Here is a 20240-nt window from a genome sequence, read left to right as displayed (position 1 = left end):
GTGGCGATGGCTCCGTGCGCGCCGCCGGTGCGTACATAGCGGGCCAGGGTCATTGAACGGCCGTCGCGGTGCTGCGCCGATTGAATACACCACGCACGGCTGCGCGCATATGCCCGCGATCCGGTGGACGACGGCACCGGGTGAGGTCAGCGAGCCTGCTCGCGCTACGGCGGCATGGGTGTGAGAACTCCGAAACGCGGCTGACACGGATACGAGCACGTCCATGCAATCCCGGCTTTGTATACAACTCCCATGCTGTTTCGGATCACCGACCACCCGGCCGGTGGACCAACGCCCCTGGACGGAGTTCTCCTGTGACGCAGTCTCTGGTCGCCGCGCCCAGTCCCACCGACACGCCGGGCCCGCACGGCGAGTTCGAGGACCGCCCGGTCCCGCTCGGACACCGCAGATCGCTGCTGTCCGTCTCGGCCGTCTGGTTCGGCTTCCCGATGATCCTGACCAACACCGTCTTCGGCGGGGTCATCGTGCACGGCCTGGGTCTGGTCGAGGGCCTGGGCGCGATGGCCGTCGGGAACCTGCTGCTGCTCCTCTACGTCGGGGCCCTCAGCCACCTGGCCGGACGCACCGGCGAGAACTTCGCGCTCACTGCCGCCCGCACCTTCGGCGCCCGCGGCAAGGCCGTCGCCGGCGGCTTCCTGGCCACCGTGGTGGTCGGCTGGTTCGCCTTCCAGATCGGCCTGACCGGCGCAACCCTCCACAGCGCCCTCGGCTGGAACACCCTCGCGGTGACGATCGGCGCCGGCGCGCTCTACACCGCCGTCACCGCGCTGGGCATCCGCGCCCTGTCCGTCCTCGGACTGGTCGCGGCCCCGCTGTTCCTGGCCATGGCCGCCGTCGCCCTCGGGCTCGCCTTCCACGCCAGCCACTCCGGCAGCGTCCTCGGCTTCTCCGGCACCGGCGGGCTGGGCTTCGGCGCCGCCGTCACCATGGTCTTCGCCGGCTGGGCCGACTCCGGCACGATGACCGGCGACTTCACCCGCTGGGCCGGCGACGGGCGCTCCGCGGTCGCGGCCGCCTTCAGCGCCTTCCCCGTGGCCAACGCCGTCTCCCTGGTCGTCGGCGGACTGGTGGTCGCGCTCGGTGCGGCCGCCCACCCCGACACCGACGGCGGCGACTTCCTGCCCCTGCTGACCACCCACGGCGGTCTGCTCACGGCAGTGGCCGTGGTCTTCGTCTTCGTCAACCTCGGCTCCGTCGCCTCCCACTGCCTCTACAACGCGGCCATCGGCTGGTCCGCGCTGCTGCGCAGCCGGATGCAACTGCTCACCGTCGCCCTCGGCGTCGTCGGCACGGCCGCCGCCGCAGCCGGTGTCTGGACGCACTTCTCCACCTGGCTCTCACTGCTCGGAGTCTTCGTCCCGCCGATCGGCGCGGTGCTGATCACCGACCAGGTCCTGCTGCGGCGCGAAACCACCAGCCGCGACTGGCAGTTGCCCGCGCTCGCCTCCTGGGCGATCGGCGCCGCGGCGGCCTGGACCGTGCACGAGCAGCTCCCGGCCCTGCCCGACGCGGTGGCCGGCCTGGCCGTCGGCATGCTCGCCCAGGCGGCCTTCGTCCTGGCCGGGCGCCGGTGAGACAGGAGGAGTACGCCGGCCTGACAGCCACTCAGCTCGCCGCCCTGGTGGCCAAGGGCGAGGTGACACCCGTCGAGGTGACCTGCGCGGCACTGGAGCGGACCGCCCTGCTGGACGGGGACCTGCGGGCCTTCTGCACCCTGGACGCGCAGGGCGCCCGGGCAGCGGCGCGAGCGGCGACGGCGGCGACCGCCGGGGGACCGCTGTACGGCGTCCCCTTCGCGGTCAAGGACCTCATCGCCACGGCCGGACTGCGCACCGCGTTCGGCTCACCCGCCTACGCCGACTTCGTCCCCGACCAGGACGACGTCGCGGTCGAGCGGCTGCGCGGCGCCGGCGGCATCCTGCTGGGCAAGACCAACACCAGCGAGTTCGGCTACAGCGCCACCGGACTGAACCCGCTGTTCCCGCCGACCCGCAACCCCTGGCAGCCCGACCTGTCCCCGGGGGGCTCCAGCGCCGGATCCGCAGCCGCCGTGGCGGCCGGGCTCACCCCCATCGCCCTGGGCAGCGACGGCGGCGGATCCGTGCGCCTGCCCGCCGCGTTCTGCGGACTGGTCGGATTCAAGCCCTCGATGGGACGCGTGCCCGCGTACCCGGGCTGCCGGGACGAGCGCCACCCGGGCGTGTCCAGCTGGGAGACCCTGGAACACATCGGCCCGCTGACCCGCACCGTGCAGGACGCGGCCCTGGCCATGTCGGTGCTGGCAGGACCGGACCCCAGGGACAGGCACTCGATCCCCGGCGGCGACGTGGACTGGCCGGCCGCCGCCGAACCCGGCAGCCTTCGCGGCCTGCGGATCGGCTACAGCCCCACCCTCGGCTACCTGCGCGTGGACCCCGGGGTCCGCGCAGTCGTCGACGCGGCCGTCGCACGCCTGGAACGCGACCTCGGCTGCACGGTCGAGCAGGCCGACCCGGGCTGGTCCGACCCGGCCGAGGGCTTCTGGGCCTGCGTCGCCGCCGACACCGACCTGCGCGGGCTGCGCCGGCTGGCCGCGGCGCACCGCGACCGGATGTCCGACTACGTCCTGGACCTCCTGGACACCCCCTGGACCGCCGAGCAACTGACCGACGGACAGTCAACCCGCAGGGCCGTCGCCAACCGGGCGGCCCGGTACCTGAGCGACCACGACGTCCTGGTCACGCCCACCTGCCCGGTCGCAGCACACCCGCTGGACCGTGGTGGCCCGCAGGGACTGACCCCGGGTCAGTGGCTCGGCTTCCTGTGGCCCGCCAACCTCGCCGGACTGCCGGCGATCAGCGTCCCCGCAGGCCGGCTGGCCGACGGCCGCTGGGTGGGCCTGCAGATCGTGGGCCGCCACCTGGCCGACGCCACGGTGATGCGCCTCGCGGCGGCCTTCGAGCAGTTGCCGCGCTCATCGGGATCACCGGCTTCAATGTGAAGTCGGGGCCGGTCTGTCTCCTGGACAATGGACAGCGCCCCGGGGGCGGGTTGCACCCGGGGCGGTCGACGGCGCGGCCTGCCTACGCCCACGCGAGGAACCCGGATACTGCCGGAAATTCTCGATTGTTCTCCGGCACAGCTTCAGTGATCATGGTGGGCATGGAGACGGAGAGCATGGACCAGGGCCTCGACGATGCAGGCGGGCAGCAGTGGCGTGTGCAGTTCGACGCGGATGTGGCTTTCGCCAACGGCGGTGGCCTGCAGGCCCAGGGGTTCCGGCTGGACGTGCCCGGGCCGGACCTGGGCGACGACGACATCGCCGAACTCTTCGTGCGCCACCTCGGTCTGTTGATGGTCGACACGGTGCGGATCAACGGCAGGAGTGTGTTGCGCGAGCCGCACAAGGGCGGCCGCGGTGTCGGCGGGGCCGCCCGGCAGGCGGCAGGGCGGCGGATCGTCGAGCTCAGCCACCGGATCCGGCACGGCATGGTCACCTATCCGGGCCTGCCCACGCCCGAGATCAGCGACCACCTCTCGCGGGAGGGGTCCCGCGGCCACTATGCGCCCGGTACCGAGTTCCAGATCGGCCGGATCTCGATGGTCGCGAACACCGGCACTTACCTCGACAGCCCCTTCCACCGCTTCGGCGACGGGCCGGACCTGGCGGGACTACCGCTCGCGGGGCTGGTTGACCTGGACGGGCTGGTGGTGCGGGTCCTCGGCGCGCAGGACCGCGCTGTCGACCGGAGCACGCTGCTGCCGTACCAGGTCACTGGCCGGGCGGTGCTGATCCACACCGGTTGGGACCGGCACTGGGGCACCGACCGCTACGGATCGGGCGGCCACCCCTTCCTCACCGCGCAGGGCGCCAAGTGGCTCGCCGACCAGCGGCCCGCACTCGTGGGCATCGACTCGCTGAACATCGACGACACCGAGGACCCGACCCGTCCCGCGCACACCACCCTGCTGGCCGCGGGCATTCCCGTCGTGGAGCATCTGCGCGGCCTGGAGCAGTTGCCCGTGGACGGCTTCCGCTTCCACGCCGCGCCGCCCGCCATCGAAGGCATGGGCACCTTCCCGGTCCGCGCCTACGCGGTGCTGCCCGCCGAGGAGCGGTAGCTGCATCTGGACCGGGCCGCAGATTCGGATGCCAGGTCGGCGCGTATGAGTCGGATCGCGGCGACGGGGTCGGCGGCCTGGGTGATCGCGCGGCCGACGACAAGGTGTGACGCACCGGCTTCGACGGCAGCGCGGGGGGTTCCTGGTCGGGCGTGGTCGTTGGGGGACTCCCCGGGAAGGGTGATGCCTGGTGTGACGATGAGTACGTCTGGGCCCAGCGCTCCTCGTAGCATCCCGGTCTCCTGCGGCGATGCGACGACGCCGTGGCAGCCGACTCGGTGCGCCAGTCGGGCCAGCCGCAGCACCTGTTCCCGAGGCGGGGCGTTCACCCCGACCTCGGAGAGGTCGGTACTGGTCATGCTGGTGACGACGGTCAGGGCCAGGACGCGCAGGCGGGGATGGTCGCGGGCCGCGGTGACAGCGGCGGCCATGATGGCGGAGCCTCCCGTGCTGTGCACCGTCACCAGGGAGGCACCCAGGGCGCCGGCGGCGCGGACAGCGGCGGCGACGGAGGTCGGGATCTCGAAGAGCTTCAGGTCCAGGAACACGTCCTTGCCCATGGCCACCAAGCGCTGGACCAGCTCGGGCCCGACCGACGTGAGCAGCTCCAGCCCGACCTTGTAGAAGCGGCACTCCTCACCCAGTCGATCGACGAGTTCGTCGGCATCGCGGCGGTTGTCGAAGTCCAGGGCAACGATGATCCGACTGGTGGCGTCCACGCACCCATTGTCACTGACCGCGGCTGCGGCGGCGCCGTGGGATGCGTCCCTGGGGGAGACCGGTCGTGTTCGGCTGCGGGTTGGGCCGAGGCTGTCCGCTACGCGATATGAGGAGTCTTCATACGCCATTCCTGTCAGGTGTGTTGGCGCTCTAGCGTGATCAGTGCTGCATCCCCCGTGCACGGGTGCTCTCTCCGCAGCTGACATCCCCACCTGACTCCAGGGAGTTCCCATGTCCTCGACTGCGACGACTGCACGCGGCTCTACGCCGGTCGACAGCGCAGCACCGCGCCGACCCGGGCTGGTGCTGTTCATGGTCTGCGTCGCGATCTTCATGCTGATGCTCGACGCGATGGTCGTCTCCGCCGCGCTCGCCGGCATCCGCCGTGACTTCAACGCCTCCATCGACGGGTTGCAGTGGGTCGTCGACGCCTACTCGATCCCACTGGCCGGCACCATGCTGACCTTCGCGACCCTCGGCGACCGGTTCGGGCGCAGGCGCATGTACATCGCCGGGATGCTCGTGTTCACCGCCGCGTCGCTGGCGATGACGCTGGCGGGCGGCATCGTGCAACTCGACGTCCTGCGGACGGTGCAGGGCATCGGCGCCGCCATGCTCTTCGCCACCGCGCTGCCGCTGCTGGCGGCCGCGTTCCCCGGGGCCGGGGAACGGGCGAAGGCGATCGGCGTCTACGGGGCCGTGATGGCGGGCGCGACCGTCCTGGGCCCGGTCATCGGCGGAGCACTGGTCACCCAGTTCGGCTGGCGCTCGATCTTCCTCATCAACGTCCCGATCGGCATCGCCGTCACCGTGCTGGCCGCGCTGAAGATGCCCCGGACGGCCAGCACTCCGGGCCACCGGGCCGACTGGCCGGGCTCGCTGCTGCTCACCTCGGGCCTGGTGGCCGGCGTGTTCGCCCTGACCCGCAGTCACGCCCTCGGCTGGACATCTGGAACGGTCATCTCACTGACCGTCACCGCGGTCGTCCTGCTGCTCGCGTTCCTGGCCTGGTAGACACGGGCCGAGCACCCGCTCTTCGACCTCTCCATGGCAAGGAGGCCCGGATTCACCGGCACGGCCATCGTGTCCGTCGCGCACATGGCCACGCTGATGGCCGCAGCCACCTACCTGGCGCTGTTCCTGATGGGTGCACTCGGCTTCACACCCTTGCAGATGGGTCTTCGTCTGCTGCCGATCAGCGTCTGCGCGATGATCGCCGCGCCGGTGACCTCGATCTTCGCCAAGCGGGTGCCGATCGGGGTCGGGCTGACAGCCACCATGACGATGGTGACCGCAGGCATGTACCTGCTGGGCGGTTTCGGCCGCGACGACGGCTGGACCCACTTCCTGCCGGGCATGGTCGTCGGCGGGCTGGGCATCGGCGCGCTGACCGCACTCAACCAGGCCGCGTCGCTGACCTTCGCCTCGCAGGAGAACGCGGGCATGGCCAGCGCCACCTTCGGCACCCTGCGGCAGGTCGGCCTGGCCATGGGCATCGCCGGGCTCGGCGCGATGTACAGCCAGGTCGCCCAGGACCGCGCGGACTCCGCTCTCGCCTCGGTACCCGGGGCCGGCCTCCTGCCCCAGGGCCTGAAGGAGCAGTTCGTCCACCAGGTGGGGTCCGGGGCCGGACATCAGGCGGTCGCGATGGTGCCGGCGCAGTTCCACGATGCCGTGCCCGCGCTGGCCCAGGTCGCTGACGGCGCGTCAGTCGACGCACTCAACGCCATGGCAACCCTGGGCACGATCATCGGTGCGGTCTCCGTGCTGATCGCGGCGATCGCCTTCACGATCGACCGCGGCCGCCGCCGGGGCAGCCGGCAACGCCAGGCGTCGGAACGGGAGTCGGGGTCGGCGACTGTGTGATCGCGGATGTGGGACCGCTCCCGTTGAAGTATGCGGCGGGAGTGGTCCCCACTTCCCGGCGGAACGCGGTGATGAACGCGCTCGCGGTCTGGTAGCCGACCGCGCGGGCGACCCGGGAGATCGGCTGCCCCATGCCCAGCAGCGGCAGCGCCGCGTTGAGCCGTTCACTGGTCCGCCAACTGCTGAAGCTCACCCCGGTCTCGGCGCGGAACCGGCGCGACAGGGTGCGCGCCGACACACCGACCTCCCGGCCCCAGGCCTCCAGGTCCCGAGGGTCGGCGGGATCCTGCCTGATGGCGAGCGCCACGCGCAGGGCCTCGGGATCAGCGGGGAGGACGCTCGGAATCGTGGCCACCGACATGGGCTTCAACAGGTCCCACAGCACGGTCGCAACCCGGGTCCGATGCTCTGCAGCACCTGCCCCGAGCCCCACGAGGTGCAACAGCAGCGGCCCGACCAGCCCGGTGGCGTCGACGACAGTCGGGGCCTTCCAGCGCAGCGGGCACTCGTCCGGTTCGAAGTACAGCGACAGCATCTCGGAGGAGGAGGCGGGAACCACCGCATGGTCCACGCCGCCGGGTATCCACAGCGCGCGTGAGCGCTGCACCACCCAGCGCAAGTCGTCGACCACCACGGTGAGCGGCCCCTCCGGCGCCCAAGTCAGCTGGTGCTGGGGATGGTTGTGGGCGGGGATGTCGGCACCCGGCTGCAGTGCGACGACCATGCTCGCCACGGCGAAAGCCGGAACGTCCAGGGTGAAGTGCGACTCACCGATCACAGGCCCGAACTCTACCTCCGGGCGACCCGCGTCAGACCGGCCGTACCGGTGTAAGAGTCGGGCGCGAGGTCGCTCTCTACTGCGAGATCCGATCCAGCAGAGGGAGCCCTGAGCATGACCACGTCGTTCCCGCCGCACCCCGCCGAGGGCAAACGCGTCCGCAGCCGCTCGACCGGCCGCGTCGGACTTCTGTCCGGCCAACTCTCCAAACACAGCCCGCTGCCGGGCTACGGCCCCGTCACCGAGGTCTACGTCCGCCCCCTCGGCGGTGGCCTCGAGTGGGTCACCAGCCCCGACGACATCGAGGTGCTGAGCGAGGGCCCGAGCGACTACACAGGTTGCAGGTGACAGCGTTCCGCACAGGTGGGCGAAAGGGCCTGGGTCAGGAAGTGGGTGTCGCTGTCGGTGCGGTATTCGTGCTGCCGGTGGGAAGCAGCGGCTTGCAGACCTTGAGTGCGGCGATGGTCTTCTGGTCGGTGCTGGTGGTGATCGAGCGGACCTGCTGGGTGGTCACGGTCACGCCGTTGTCCTTCATACAGCTGATGAAGGCCGCGGCTTGGGTGTTGCCGGAGGCGCCGTTGCTGCCGCGGCCGCCGAATCCGCCCTGGCCGGTTGGGCGCAGTGAGGCGCATGCCTGCATGGCTGCCGCCTCGGACGGGTTGGCGGAGGCACCGCCGCCGAATCCACCGTTCGGGGCTCCGCTCGGCCGTCCGGTGAACCCGCCAGTGGGACGTCCGCTCGGCCGTCCGCTGGAGCCGCCGCTGGGCAGGGTCACCCCGTGGGACTTCAGGCAGGCGGTGTACTGGGCGATCGCCGCCGAACCGCTGGCGTTCCCGGATGGCGTTGCCGCTCCAGGGGAGCTGCTGGAGGAGCAGCCCGCGAGCATCAGCGCTCCGGACGCGAGGACGCCGGTAGCTGCGAGAGCCCTGGGGGCGGTCGTCCGGCGGACACGTGTGATCATGACGGGTGGGTTCCTCCGTGAGATGCCTGCGGTCGGCCGGAACAGGCGACTGCCCGAGTCTCGTCGTCAGTTGGCGCCGGTCACCTTGAAGGTCGAATCCTCGAAGACGTGATGCATGGTGGTGCCGATGTCGTGGACCTCGTAGCCGCCGTCGGAGAGCTGGACGACCCGGTCGATCAGGGTCGGGTCGGGTCCGGCTCGCTCGCCGGCTGATCACCACTCGCGGGCCCGCCGTGCGCAGCGCCGCTGTCCTCGAAGCCACTCATGATCAGAGAATCCCCTCTGCGACGACCCGTACAGAGAGTCTGTATGTCCAGCATGTGCCAGGCCTGGGGCGGAAATGGGAGTTCCCTGAACCAGCAGCCAGGGCAGCCTTGAGCGTTGAGAGGCTGTCGATGGCCTCGGCGAGCCGGCCGCAGTCGCTGACGAGTCCCTGCGCGAGAGCCGGGTGGTGCTGCGGCGGGTGCGTTCGAGAGGGCGGCGTGTGCGAAGCGTCATGTCTGCTTCGTCTCACTGGCGAACGCCTCCGAATCCGGTCGTTACCTGCTGCGGGCGGCGTCCCCGTGGGGGTCGGTGAGGCCGGGCAGCAGGCGTTCGGCCAGCGAGGCCAGGGTCTCGATCTCCTGGCCGCTCAACGAGGAGAACCATGCGGCCACTGCCGCGTGGTCCGCGGCATCGCGGGTGCGCCAGTACCGGTCGTTGGTCTCGGTGGCGATCAGCCGCCGACGTCGGCCGTCGGCGGGGTCGGGCTCGACGCGCAGGAGCTCCTTGCGGACCAGGGCAGCGACCACCTGGGCCGCGTTCTGGTGGGTGGTGCCCATGGCCTCGGCGGCCTCGCGGAGCGAGGGCTGGCCCAGGGCGGTCACTGCTGTGAGCAGCGCGGCCTGTTGGGTCGTCAGCCCGTCGGCGCGAAGCCGGTCGTCCATGAGGTAGCGCAATCGCTGCCCTGCGAGCAGCAGGGCGCGGAAGGCTCGCACCGCCGGATCGAGTGATGAATCAGGGCCGATGCCGAACACGGACTTCCCTGCTGGAGTCATGAGCAATATATTACCTAATCAGGTTGTGCAATATATTGCCTAAATTGAGGGGTGTGGCCGTGATCTGCATGTTGGTCCATTGCGCGTACCTGTCGGAGACCAGTCGCATGATCGAGTTGACCCGGGCACTACGCGCCCGTGGGGCCTCGGTCCGGGTGGCGACCCACGGTGGTGTCCACGAGGGGCTGCTGCGCGCCGCGGGCATCGACTACGACGTGATCGGGACGCCGATGAACCGGGAACGGGGCACCGAGTTCGTCCGCTCCGCCGTCGGCCTGGGCCCGGTGGACCAGAGCATGTACACCGACGACGAGATGCGTTCCTACGTCCGGGCGGAGGCGGAGTACTTCCGGACCCACGGCGTCACCGTCGCGGTCACCGGTTTCACCCTGACCGCCCTGCTGTCGACCAGGCTGACCGGCACCCGGCTGGTCACCGAGCACGCGGGCAGCTGGGTGCCGCCGGTGTTTGAGCGCGGTCTGCTGCCCGCGCCGAGCCAGGTGCAGGGCGCGCTGCGCGTTGTTCCCAGGTCAGTGCTGCGCCGGATCATCAACCGTCGGCTCCCACGACTGCGCTACTACTGCTCCGGGTTCCAGCGGATCGCAGCGGAGTTGGGCGTCGAGGGCGTGCCCAGCCTGCCCGCGCTGCTGATGGGAGACGTGACGCTGGTTCCGGAGATCCCTGAGGTTGTCGGAATCCCTGCACAGGAACTCGAGGCATGGAGCCCGCGGGGCAAGGCCGCCTACCGGCAGGGCGCCTCCCTGCGGTACACCGGCCCGCTCTATGCCCACTTGGACCTGCCGCTGCCGGCCCGGGTCGAGCAATTCCTCGACGGGCCGGGCCCGGTGGTCTACGTCGCGCTCACTTTCACCGGACCTGATCTGATCCGTCGCACGGTGGCCGGACTGCGCGGGCTCGGCGTCCGCATCCTGGTGGCGGGGACCGTCCACGACCTCGACGACCTCGACGACCTCAACAGCGGCGACGGCGTCGGCCAGGTCATGGTCGACTCGGTCCTGCCCAGCCATCTGGTGATGCCCCGGGTGGACCTGGCGGTCGTCACCGGCGGGCAGGGCAGCGTGCAGACGGCGATGGCCTCGGGAACGCCCGTCCTCGGCATCCCTCTGCAGCTCGAGCAGGACCTCAATGTCGCTCTGCTCGAACGCCTCGGCGCCGCTCGCCGCATCGCCCCGCGCGACTGCGCGGGCCCCAAGCTCGCGGCACTGGCCCGGCAACTCCTCGGCCACGACAGCTATCGGCAGGCCGCTGCCCGGATCAAACGCCTCTACGACGCCGTTGACGGCCCTGGCCGGGCAGCCGACGCCATCATCGAGACGGCCGCGCTCGGACCGGTCGAGCCGGCTGCGGGTAGGGCCGTGAAGCTGAGCACATGATGCGCGATGGCGAAGAGGTGGTGCAGGCGGCCGGTGGGGGTGAGCTTCTCGCCTTCGAGGTCGGTGGGGAAGAAGATCATGCCGACGCGCATGGCGGGAACAAGGTAGAGGAAGACGAGACTGCTGCTGGCTTGTCCGGTGGTCCTCTTCCCCAAGGAGAGACTACGGCGCGGGATGAGACGCGGGCGGGTTCAGGACGAAGTCTCAAGCCGCCTCTCTGCTTCAGCACGGTGGACCCGGGGCGGCTGCTACGGCTGGAGGACCGTGATCTCCAGCTCGGGATCGAATCCGGAGTCCGGGGCGACCCTGCGGGCGAACTCGCGGACACCCGCCAGTTGGCGTTCGCCGAAGGAGAAGTCCAGGGCCTCGGTGTAGTAGCGGCGCAACGCCTGCTCGTCGAACGCCTCCCACCGGGCGGCCTGCTCGCAGACCTTGTCGACCTCGGCCATCGAGAGGTCCCGGGACTCCAGGAAGGCCTGGTGCACCTCGCGCACCAGCCGGGGGTTCCGCTCCAGGTAGTCCTTGCGGACCGCCCAGGCCGCGAACACGAACGGCAGGCCGGTCCACGCCTTCCACATCTCGCCCAGGTCGTACACCAGCAGTCCCAGCTCCTCGGCCTGGTGCAGGTAGGCGCGCAGCGCCACGTCGCCGATCACGACCGCGGCATCCGCGTCCTGCATCATCACCGGCAGATCCGGCGGGCAGGTGAAGTACTGCGGGCGGACCCCTTCGCGCTCCTCCAGCAGGAGTCGGGCCAGGCGTACCGAGGAGCGCGAGGTGGAGCCCAGGGCGACCCGGCGCCCGTCCAGCTCGTGCAGCGGGACCTGGCTGACGATCAGGCAGGAGGTCACCGCACCGTCGCTGCCCACTGCGATGTCCGGGAGCAGCACCAACTCGTCGGCGTGCTTGAGGTACTCCATGCACGCGATCGGCCCGATGTCCAGGGCCCCGTCGACCAGCAGACGGCTCAGCCGGTCCGGAGTGTCCTTGGTCAACTCCAGGTCCAGCAGGGTGCCGGTGCGGGCCAGCCCCCAGTAGATCGGCAGGCAGTTGAGGAACTGGATGTGCCCCACCCGGGGGCGCTTCTCCGGCTCCTGCGGGCCGCGGGCTGCGTGTGCATCGTTCACGTCCACAGGCTAGCCCTCCGAGCCGGCACCGAACCGCACTGCGGACGCTTGCCCTGATCACGTCTGCTCGGGGGTCCGCGGGGAGAGCGGGCGCTCGAAGAAGGTCTCAAGGACCACGGTGGCCTGCGTCCCGCTGACCCCTTCGATGGCGTAGATCCGGCGCAGCACATCCTGCAGTTGCTCGGTGGATGCGGTTCTGACCTTCACCAGCACCGAGGCGCTGCCGGCGATGATGTGCGCCTCCAGGATCTCCGGGAGCGCGGCGAAGTCCTGGGCGGTATCACCCATCCAGCTGGACGAGTCGACCATCACATAGGCCAGGACGGCGCCGCCCAGCGCGGCCGGGTCCGTGTCGACGGTGGTGCGCCGGATGACGCCGCTCTCCCGCAGCTTGCGCACGCGTTCGTGGGCGGCGCCGGCCGAGAGGCCGGCGGCCTGGCCCAGCGCGGCATAGGACTGGGTGGCGTCCTGCTGGAGCTGCGCCAGCAGGACGCGGTCGATGTGATCCACGACTCTCCGTTCGGAATTCTCTTGCAATGACCATATCTCATCCTGCAATCATCGTCTCGAACCAAAGCACATTCAGTATGTGACGTCCGCAGGAGAGGAAAGCCTCATGACCGGCGAGGGCCCCGGGCTGTACGAGATGTTCGACGAGCGGTTCCGCACCGGGAAGTGCATGAACGGCGACAAGGCGCTGGAGGTCCTGTACACCGGCTGCCGGTGGGCCGAGGGGCCGATCTACCTACCTGCCTGGCGGCAGGTAGTCTGGAGCGACATCCCCAACGACCGGATGCTGCGCTGGGACGAGGAGACCGGTGCCGTCAGTGTCTTCCGCCGCTCCGCCGGGCACACCAACGGCAACACTCTGGACCGTCAGGGCCGGCTGATCACCTGCGAGCAGGGCAACCGTCGAGTGACCCGGACCGAACACGACGGCACGGTCACCGTCCTGGCGGACCGTTGGAAGGGCAAGCGGCTGAACAGCCCGAACGATGCGGCGGTCAAGGCCGACGGCTCGATCTGGTTCTCCGACCCGGACTTCGGCATCAACAGCGACTACGAGGGCTACCGTGCGCTGAGCGAGATCGGCTCCAACAACGTCTACCGCATCGATCCGGTCACCGGCGAAGTGCGGCTGGTCGCCGATGGTTTCGGCGCCCCGAACGGCCTGGTCTTCTCGCACGACGAGCAGCAGCTGTTCGTCTCCGACACTCGAGCGGGCGTCATCCGGGTCTTCGACGTGCACGAGGACGGGACGCTGTCCGAGGGGAAGGTCTTCGCTGAAGCGGCGGCCCGCGAGGGCGCCCGCTTCGACAATCTCCGCTTCGACGAGAGCGGTCGGCTCTGGGCTGCCGCGATGGGCGACGGTGTGCACTGCTACGACCCCGACGGCACGCTGATCGGGCGCCTCAACATCCCCGAGGCAGTCGCCAACATCTCCTGGGGCGGCGCCAAGCGCAACCGTCTCTTCATTGCCGCAGAGACCAGCCTCTACTCGGTGGTCATGGCGGTCACCGGCACGCACCCGACCGGACCGGGCCGCCGCCCCTGGCTCTGACCGGTCGGTTCCGGAAGTCGGTCACATCACGGGTCAGGTTCTGCTCGGTCGGGTGAATGTCCTGCAATCGCAGGACATTCACCGCGTGATGTGTACGAGGCTTGGTTCGATAGAGCCGCGCCGCCCGAGAGCCGGCGGTTCGCCTCCGCCGCCAGTCGCGCTGATGGGAGAGGAACATGGCACTGCGGATCCAATCGATGGGCGGATGCGTCATCGTCGCCTTTCCCCCGGAGGTCGACGGCGTACGTGCCGCCGAGGTCGACGCGACCTTGGGCGAGCGGGTCTGGGACCGGTCACCTCCGACCGGGCTCGTGCTGGATCTCTCGCCGGTACAGTTCATCGATTCCCCCGGACTGGCCGTCATCGCCCGCGCATGCGGGCGTGGCCAGGACCGCGGCGTCGATGTGCGCATCGTGGCCCCGACTCCTACCCAGCGCCGTCTACTGGACCGGATGGGCGTGGCGCACACTGCGGTGTACGACACGGTGCCCCTGGCCGTGCTCGACAGCCTCGGCGGTCGCGCACCGATGGAGGGGGGTTGCGGCGGTGCGAGGGATTCCGGCGGAGGTGGGGTCCAGACGAGTGGACCGGGGGCCGGAGAACAGGGACGGACCGTGCCCGCCCCGCCTGGGGCGCCGACGTGATCCTGTGGGCCGGGGTCGCCGAGGGTGGGCCCGGTCCCCGTCCCCGGCGGGGAGTTCGGACCGCGTCGAGGAGGAGAACACGTCGCTAGCCTTCGGCGGTGCGGGTGGTGAGGTCCTCGTCCGTGATGGGGCGGAGCACCCGGCAGGGAGTTCCCACCGCGACGGTCATGGCCGGGATGTCGCGGCTGACCACGCTGCCGGCGCCGATGACCGACCCGTAACCGATCCGCACACCCGGCAGGACGACCACGTTGCTGCCGATCCAGACCTTGTCCTCGATCACGATCGGTTCCGAGAACCGCCCGAAGTCCACGCGCCGTGAGGGATGCACCGGGTGACCGGTCGTGGTCAGTGTCACGCTGGGCGCGATCATGACGTCGTTGCCTATGCGGATGTCCACATCGTCGACGAAGGTGAGGTTCACGTTGCCGAAGAAGTCGTCACCGATGTGGACGTTACTTCCGAACCCGGCGTGGAACGGCGGCAGCAGCACCGTGCGTTCTCCGACTGATCCGAGGATCGCCATGAGCAGCGATCGACGCCGGTCCGCTTCGCCCGGTGGTGTGTGGTTGTACTCGAAGATCTGCTCCGTGCGGCGCAGAGGGGCCTGGAAGGCCGCCTCCGACTCGGTGTAGACGAGCCCCTTTCCGATCCGGGCCAGGACTTCTTCCTCATGAGCTTGCGACACAGCTGAACGCCCTCCGTTCGGCAAACCGTTCGAGCACAGGCGCGATGCGCTCCCCACCGGCCGCGTGCATCAAGAGCCTACGTGCGCCGCGACGACACCACGGGCCCTTTCCGATCTCATGTGCCTGGGTAGGGTCGAGGTCCATGGAGCCATGGGGCGCAAGGTTGTACGGGGATCCGTGTGAGCACTGCGGCTTTGCGTGGTCGCTGACCCCGCCAGCGGCGATTCAGGCCGTGGAGGAGCTTCCGACGCGCTTCCGCCTACTTCTTGCAGGGCACTCGGGGCACGAGCGGCACCCGGATCTGGCCTGGACGCCCGCGGCCTACATCAGCCACGTCACCGACAACCTCCGGAACTGGGCTGAACGGCTGGCTGGGGCCCGGCTGTCCGGGGCGGTCGATGTGCCGGGCTACGATCCGGACCTGATCGCTCGGGCCCGTCACTACAACGAGATCGCCCCGGCCGCCGCCCTGTGGTCGCTGGAACACGCGGTCACTGCATGGGTGGCATCGGTCACTGACGCCCTCGAAGGCGGGATTGTCCTGCGGCATGCCACCCGCGGAGTGCAGCGTGCCGAGGATGTCGCGCGCAACAACGCCCATGATGGGCACCACCACGCCTGGGACATTGAGCGCATCCTGCAGTACACCGGAGCCGGGTGACAGCTGGAAACGAGGTCCGGCTCTCCCAGGGCCTGGTACGTCGTCTGCTGGCTGCACAATCCTCTTGATTCCTCGGGCCCATGGGCGGGGTGCGCTTAAGCGCTGGCCCCTACCGGTTCGTCGTCGTTACGGTGCCTTCAACATGATCGACGAGGGAAGGCAGCCCCGTGGATGTCCCAGGGCCGGCGGTGTTGGCGGCATTCGGGTTGATGGGCGACGCGGTCCGCCTGAGCGGTGGTCAAGGAGGAAGCCTCCGCGTCGGGGAGGCCGTCCTCAAACCCGCCGAACCCGATCTGCGCGTGACGCAGTGGACGGCGGAAACCCTGGCGAGCATCGAAGAGGCCGGCTTTCGGGTACCCCGCCCCCTGCGCACCACCGAGGGCTCCTGGACCAACGGGGGCTGGACGGCCTCGCAGTTCGTTCCAGGCGCGGAACCCGACCACGGCTCAACTCCCCGCTGGCTCGACGTCATCGAGGCCGGCCGCGCCTTCCACAAGGCGCTCGCGGGCCGTCCGCGCCCGGGCTTCCTGGACGACCGCTGCACCTGGTGGGACATCGGCGACCAGGTGGCCCTGGGGTGAACGCGACGCCGACTTGACCCCACCGCTCGACGGACTCCACCAGCGCTTGAGGTCCCTGGCAGGACCACCGCCGCCCGAGGAACCCCAGTTGGTCCACGGCGACTTGACGGGCAATGTGCTGTTCGCCCCGGGTCTGCCCCCGGCCGTGATCGACTTGTCGCCCTACTGGCGTCCGACCGCCTTCGCAGAGGCCGTCGTGGTGGGCGACGCGATCATCTGGCACGGAGCCGGACTGCCCCTGCTGCGCGCGGCAGCGGCCATCAGCGGGCCCTACTTTGCCCAACACGTCGCCCGTGCCGTCATCTACCGGCTGGCGACCACCAACGAGCGGCTGCGCTGCGGTCCCGCGGACGCTTCCCGCGGCCTCGCCGACGAACGTGACCGCTACGACCGGGCCACCCGCATCCTCGGAGCCTTCGCCCGCCAGAGCGACTGAGCGAGCCCGGCCAAGGGGACCGAGGGTGGGCGTTCGGGATCGGCTCTGGCCAGGATGTGGTCCTCGTCTTCCGGCCTCGAGTGGGGCGACCTGCCCTCCTGCACTCTGTTGGGTGGGTCGTGTCGGCGTTCGATGGTGGCTTTGCCGGGTTCCCGACTGTCAGCCGGCGGCGAGTTGGGCTGCCCACTTCGCGCGCCAGGCCAGTGCGTCGCGGACACCGTCGTTGATGGTGTGCTGCGCGGTCCAGCCGAGGAGTCGGTGGGCGTTGTCGCTGGCGGTGTAGCAGCCGATGACGTCGCCGGGGCGAGGTTCGGCCTCGCGGACAGCGAGGTTCTGTCCCACGGCGTCCTCGAAGGCGGACACCAGTTCGCGGACGGTGGTGCCCTGACCGGTGCCGATGTTGATGACCCGGTAGCGGTCGTCAGCATCGGGCCTGACTACCTCGTCGAAGCGGGTGAGGGCGGCGATGTGGGCCCGGGCGAGGTCCCAGATGTGAATGTAGTCGCGGATCCCGCTGCCGTCGCGCGTGGCCCAGTCCACTCCGGTGATCGTGAACGGGGTGCCTTGGGTGTGCGCCTCGATGAGTTTACCGAGGGCGTGCGTCGGGTTCAGGTCCTGCAGTCCGGTCCGCAGCTTCGGGTCGGCTCCGATGGGGTTGAAGTACCGCAGCGCGATGACCCGCACCGGGGATGCGGTGCTCCAGTCGTGCAGGACCTGTTCCATCATCTGCTTGGTGCGCGCGTAGGGGCTCGCGGCGGCCACCGGTGACGACTCGTCGACACGGGCGTCGAGCGTCGGTGCGTAGATGGAGGCGGAGCTGCTGAAGACCACGCGCCGGCAGCCGTTGCGCTCAAGGCCGTCCAGGAGGTCGACGGTCTTGGCGACGTTCTCGCGGTAGTAGCGCAGCGGCTGCGCGACGGACTCGGGAACGACGATCTTCGCCGCGCAGTGCAGGGCGGCGTCGATGTCGGGGTGCTCGGTGAAGACCCGGTCGATCAGTGCCTGGTCGGCGATGTCCCCTTCGTAGAACACGCGGTCCACGACGAACTCGCGGCGTCCCTTGGAGAAGTCGTCGAGGATGACCGGGGTGATCCCCTGATCGGTGAGGGCAGAGGCGACTGTACTGCCGATGAAACCGGCACCGCCGGTGATCAAGATCTTGTTCATGCCCAGGATTCTCTCCCACCCGCTGATGCACGACCCATCGCCGCCACTTCAGTGCACCGAACCGCTCATTCCCACCGCGGCTGCGGGTGGGGGCCCGTAGGGCCCGCCGCCTGGGCTGGGCGGACTCCACCAGTTTGACGCCTATGGCCAGTGATGCGGCCGGGCTGCTGGCTCCGCGAACGGCGGCGAGCCCGTTATGCCTGCCCGGTCTCGAAGCGGCTCACCTTGCCGCCGTCGACCGTGAACCTCCAGGCAGTGCGCATCTCACCCCAGGTTTCATTGCGGAAGTTCGCGATCAGCGCGCGCCCTCCGTCGCTCTCGGTCTGCACCTCCATGTGGCCGCGGGAGGAGAAGATCTCCTTGTCGATCCACTGGTCGAGGTCGCGGTCTGATCCGTCGTCGGACATGGTCGCGCCCTCCGCGAGCAGCGCGAGGAAGGCTGCGCGGTCGTTGTCGTTGATCGCGGTCACCAGGGCGCGGACCGTGGGGTCGGAGAGCCGGTTGGTAGCGATGGTCACGGCGAGGCTCCTGGGGAGTGGGGGTCGACTGCCAGTGGATGGTTACGCAGGGAAACGGCAACTAGCTGTAAGTAACCACGCGGATATGGTGCCACGGTCCGCATCCACGGGCGGCACCAACACGTCTACGAAACCCCTGGAAGGCGGGCGTACCCGGCCAGCCGCAACCGTTCGGCCGTCGGCCGATGCGGGCGGAGCGGTGGGCTGACCGGGCGGCAGGGTCAGAAGCCCGGGAACACCTGCAGCAGTTCGGGGACCACCTCGTGGCCGGGGAGTTCCGCGGAGGTCTGCTCCTGGTCCAGTCGCCCGTAGACGAGCCGCAGCAGTTCCTCGGCGGGCAGGACCAGGTCCACCGGCCCGCCGTCCGGGACGGCGGCGAGTTCGACGTCGGGCCCGGTGGTGAGGGTGAACTGGCGCTGCGGGTCGGCCGTCTCGACCGCGAGGACCCGGGGTTCGGCAGCGGCCCGGCCGGCCCGCGCCGCGGTGCCGGGCAGGACGTCGATCAGCAGGTGGACCGCGTCAGGGGACACCACGGCCGAGGGGTCCAGGACAACGGCGATGTCCCAGGTGTGCAGCGCGTGCTCGCCCAGGCGCATGGCCAGCAGGGCGGCCAGGTCGATGTCCCGGCCGAACAGGGACACCCGGAACCTGGCCCGGTCGTCACCGGACAGGCCCTCGATCCGGGAGACGAGGGCCTCGTTGGCCTTCACGCTGTCGGCCACCTGGGCCTCCGGGGACCTGTTGTTCCAGGCGTCCCACAGCGGCTGGAACTGCTCCATGCCCGGGGCCGGGGTGCCGTTCAGGCCCGCGTCCAGGGCCAGGTCGAAGATCTCGGACTGGCTGCCCAGGTGCGAGGCGACCTGGGCGATGGACCAGTCGTCGGCGTAGGACGGGTGCTGCACCTTCGCGGCGTCGAGCGGTGCCAGCAGGGCGGCGAAGCGGTTCTGCGAGCTGCGTACTGCCGAGATCCAGGTATCCAGGTCAGGCATGGGGTTCCGATCAGTTGCCGGCTCGGTCCGAGCCGGATGAGGTGCGTACCGGCCTACCGCGTGGGTACTGGATCCACTGTAATGAAGGACGCGCTGCCGCACCGTCAGCCCTGCCCGGGGCAATCGGCACGACTGGCTCGGGCCGGCCTCCGGCTTCTGCATCCGGACCGGACCGCAGGTATCGGCTTGCGCCGACGCCACGTAGTGCGCGCGTGCTGTCTACCGCGGGTGGGTGGTGCCCGTGGTCCCGTGAATGTAGTGCTCCAGTTGGTCGATGGTGAACAGCTGGTCGGCGATCTGCTGCTTGAGCAGGTCGCCGATGGAGATGATGCCGATCAGCCGTCCGTCGTCCAGGACCGGTAGGTGGCGCATCCGGTGCTCCGTCATCAAGGCCATGCACTGGTCCGCGCTGTGGGACGGCTCGACGTAGCGCACCTTCGCGGTCATGATCTCCTCAACGCGCGTCTGCCTGGCTGAGCGTCCGTAGAGTTCCACTTTGCGGGCGTAGTCCCGCTCGGTGACGATCCCGGCGATCTGCTCGTCGGCCGTGACCACCAGGGCGCCGATCCCCTGATCGGCCATCAGCTTGAGTGCTTCGACCACCGTGCTGTCCTGGCTGATGGTGTGAACAGTACGGCCGCCGTCGGCCTTGGCCGCAAGGATCTGAGCTACGGTCAGACTCATGTCCCATCACTCCTTTGTGGCGGGTTGACGTGTCTTTGCCTGCTCCTTCCCCCATCCCGTCCCTGAAGAACGTCCCTATCTGACGGGATTGGACCGGTTATGCCGAGGTGCCGCGCTGAGCCCACAGGACGCCGGTGCGGCTGTGGAACCGCTTGCCTTCGATGAGCTGCCGCCTGGTCCATTGCCTAGTTCTCAAGGGTGACTCCCGGGCCCGCGATCTACCTCAGCGATGTCTGCCGGGTCGATCCCGGAGCCGATGTGCCGCCTCCCCGGTGGCGCATAGCTTCGGTTCCCGGCGCCGGTCG

General features: G+C 69.8%; 23 protein-coding genes. 12 read left to right on the top strand and 11 right to left on the bottom strand.

From position 1 onward, the window contains the following. Positions 1-314: 314 nt before the first annotated feature. From ABUW04_RS04055 to ABUW04_RS04045, 3 genes are all read left to right on the top strand, one after another. Positions 315-1595, top strand: a complete 1281-nt coding sequence (locus tag ABUW04_RS04055) for a cytosine permease (RefSeq protein ID WP_380562754.1) — start codon at positions 315-317, stop codon at positions 1593-1595. Beyond that, a complete protein-coding gene (locus ABUW04_RS04050) occupies positions 1592-3001 on the top strand; it encodes an amidase (protein ID WP_380562752.1) in 1410 nt (469 codons plus the stop codon). The genes ABUW04_RS04055 and ABUW04_RS04050 overlap by 4 nt, the downstream gene beginning before the upstream one ends. Positions 3002-3162: 161 nt before the next feature. Next, a complete protein-coding gene (locus ABUW04_RS04045) occupies positions 3163-4122 on the top strand; it encodes a cyclase family protein (RefSeq protein WP_380562750.1) in 960 nt (319 codons plus the stop codon). On the opposite strand, the gene pyrF is transcribed toward ABUW04_RS04045, so the two are convergent. Beyond that, the gene (gene pyrF, locus ABUW04_RS04040) at positions 4092-4841 is read right to left on the bottom strand and encodes an orotidine-5'-phosphate decarboxylase (protein ID WP_380562748.1); all 750 of its coding nucleotides are present in this window, start codon (positions 4839-4841) and stop codon (positions 4092-4094) included. The genes ABUW04_RS04045 and pyrF overlap by 31 nt on opposite strands. 232 nt (positions 4842-5073) lie before the next feature. On the opposite strand from pyrF, the gene ABUW04_RS04035 reads away from it, so the two are divergent. Together ABUW04_RS04035 and ABUW04_RS04030 are read left to right on the top strand one after the other, a co-directional pair. Next, entirely contained in the window at positions 5074-5856 is a 783-nt protein-coding gene (locus tag ABUW04_RS04035) for an MFS transporter (RefSeq protein ID WP_380562746.1), read from the top strand. A 33-nt stretch (positions 5857-5889) separates the two neighbouring features. Next, on the top strand, positions 5890-6708 hold the full coding sequence (locus ABUW04_RS04030; protein ID WP_380562744.1) for a hypothetical protein: 819 nt from the start codon (positions 5890-5892) through the stop codon (positions 6706-6708). Here the strand turns inward: ABUW04_RS04030 and ABUW04_RS04025 are convergent. After that, positions 6629-7486, bottom strand: a complete 858-nt coding sequence (locus ABUW04_RS04025) for a helix-turn-helix transcriptional regulator (protein WP_380562742.1) — start codon at positions 7484-7486, stop codon at positions 6629-6631. The genes ABUW04_RS04030 and ABUW04_RS04025 overlap by 80 nt on opposite strands. A 114-nt stretch (positions 7487-7600) precedes the next feature. On the opposite strand from ABUW04_RS04025, the gene ABUW04_RS04020 reads away from it, so the two are divergent. Then, positions 7601-7834 (top strand): hypothetical protein, encoded by a 234-nt coding sequence (locus ABUW04_RS04020; protein ID WP_380562740.1) that lies wholly within the window; start codon positions 7601-7603, stop codon positions 7832-7834. Between the two features lie 34 nt (positions 7835-7868). On the opposite strand, the gene ABUW04_RS04015 is transcribed toward ABUW04_RS04020, so the two are convergent. Both ABUW04_RS04015 and ABUW04_RS04010 read right to left on the bottom strand, forming a co-directional pair. Beyond that, positions 7869-8447 carry a hypothetical protein gene (locus tag ABUW04_RS04015; RefSeq protein WP_380562738.1) on the bottom strand — a complete coding sequence of 193 codons (579 nt, stop codon included), beginning with the start codon at positions 8445-8447 and terminating at the stop codon, positions 7869-7871. A 539-nt stretch (positions 8448-8986) separates the two neighbouring features. Then, positions 8987-9484: a MarR family winged helix-turn-helix transcriptional regulator gene (locus ABUW04_RS04010; protein ID WP_380562736.1), complete on the bottom strand. Its 498-nt coding sequence runs from the start codon at positions 9482-9484 to the stop codon at positions 8987-8989. A 107-nt stretch (positions 9485-9591) separates the two neighbouring features. Here ABUW04_RS04010 and ABUW04_RS04005 point away from each other — a divergent pair, with 107 nt between their 5' ends. After that, complete coding sequence (locus ABUW04_RS04005) at positions 9592-10878, top strand: glycosyltransferase (protein WP_380562734.1); 1287 nt, start codon at positions 9592-9594, stop codon at positions 10876-10878. A gap of 248 nt (positions 10879-11126) precedes the next feature. Here the strand turns inward: ABUW04_RS04005 and ABUW04_RS04000 are convergent, their stop codons facing one another. Together ABUW04_RS04000 and ABUW04_RS03995 are read right to left on the bottom strand one after the other, a co-directional pair. After that, positions 11127-12005 (bottom strand): menaquinone biosynthetic enzyme MqnA/MqnD family protein, encoded by an 879-nt coding sequence (locus ABUW04_RS04000; protein ID WP_380562732.1) that lies wholly within the window; start codon positions 12003-12005, stop codon positions 11127-11129. Positions 12006-12062: 57 nt separating this feature from the next. After that, positions 12063-12515 carry an Lrp/AsnC family transcriptional regulator gene (locus ABUW04_RS03995; RefSeq protein ID WP_380562729.1) on the bottom strand — a complete coding sequence of 151 codons (453 nt, stop codon included), beginning with the start codon at positions 12513-12515 and terminating at the stop codon, positions 12063-12065. Positions 12516-12621: 106 nt separating this feature from the next. Between ABUW04_RS03995 and ABUW04_RS03990 the strand changes: the two genes are divergently transcribed. After that, entirely contained in the window at positions 12622-13566 is a 945-nt protein-coding gene (locus ABUW04_RS03990) for an SMP-30/gluconolactonase/LRE family protein (RefSeq protein ID WP_380562727.1), read from the top strand. A 176-nt stretch (positions 13567-13742) separates the two neighbouring features. After that, entirely contained in the window at positions 13743-14210 is a 468-nt protein-coding gene (locus ABUW04_RS03985) for an STAS domain-containing protein (RefSeq protein WP_380562725.1), read from the top strand. Positions 14211-14295: 85 nt separating this feature from the next. On the opposite strand, the gene ABUW04_RS03980 is transcribed toward ABUW04_RS03985, so the two are convergent. Beyond that, positions 14296-14898, bottom strand: coding sequence for a sugar O-acetyltransferase (locus tag ABUW04_RS03980; RefSeq protein WP_380563443.1), 603 nt, complete (start codon positions 14896-14898; stop codon positions 14296-14298). Positions 14899-15131: 233 nt separating this feature from the next. On the opposite strand from ABUW04_RS03980, the gene ABUW04_RS03975 reads away from it, so the two are divergent. The 3 genes from ABUW04_RS03975 (at position 15132) to ABUW04_RS03965 (ending at position 16577) form a co-directional block, all read left to right on the top strand. After that, complete coding sequence (locus ABUW04_RS03975) at positions 15132-15560, top strand: hypothetical protein (protein ID WP_380562723.1); 429 nt, start codon at positions 15132-15134, stop codon at positions 15558-15560. Between the two features lie 299 nt (positions 15561-15859). Then, positions 15860-16141, top strand: a complete 282-nt coding sequence (locus tag ABUW04_RS03970; protein WP_380562721.1) for a hypothetical protein — start codon at positions 15860-15862, stop codon at positions 16139-16141. Positions 16142-16229: 88 nt separating this feature from the next. Next, the gene (locus ABUW04_RS03965; RefSeq protein WP_380562719.1) at positions 16230-16577 is read left to right on the top strand and encodes a hypothetical protein; all 348 of its coding nucleotides are present in this window, start codon (positions 16230-16232) and stop codon (positions 16575-16577) included. A 159-nt stretch (positions 16578-16736) separates the two neighbouring features. Here ABUW04_RS03965 and galE read toward each other — a convergent pair whose 3' ends face one another. The 4 genes from galE to ABUW04_RS03945 all read right to left on the bottom strand — a co-directional run bounded on the left by galE (position 16737) and on the right by ABUW04_RS03945 (position 19935). Beyond that, on the bottom strand, positions 16737-17744 hold the full coding sequence (gene galE, locus ABUW04_RS03960) for a UDP-glucose 4-epimerase GalE (RefSeq protein WP_380562717.1): 1008 nt from the start codon (positions 17742-17744) through the stop codon (positions 16737-16739). Positions 17745-17938: 194 nt separating this feature from the next. Continuing rightward, on the bottom strand, positions 17939-18262 hold the full coding sequence (locus tag ABUW04_RS03955) for a nuclear transport factor 2 family protein (RefSeq protein WP_380562715.1): 324 nt from the start codon (positions 18260-18262) through the stop codon (positions 17939-17941). A gap of 221 nt (positions 18263-18483) precedes the next feature. Beyond that, the gene (locus tag ABUW04_RS03950; RefSeq protein WP_380562713.1) at positions 18484-19251 is read right to left on the bottom strand and encodes a maleylpyruvate isomerase family mycothiol-dependent enzyme; all 768 of its coding nucleotides are present in this window, start codon (positions 19249-19251) and stop codon (positions 18484-18486) included. Between the two features lie 219 nt (positions 19252-19470). Continuing rightward, entirely contained in the window at positions 19471-19935 is a 465-nt protein-coding gene (locus ABUW04_RS03945; protein WP_380562711.1) for a CBS domain-containing protein, read from the bottom strand. Positions 19936-20240: the final 305 nt, after the last annotated feature.

This window comes from Streptacidiphilus jeojiensis (assembly GCF_042510965.1).
Lineage (GTDB): Bacteria > Actinomycetota > Actinomycetes > Streptomycetales > Streptomycetaceae > Streptacidiphilus > Streptacidiphilus jeojiensis.
The sequence above is the reverse complement of the archived record's forward strand: the minus strand, read 5'-3'. Positions and strand labels throughout refer to the sequence as shown.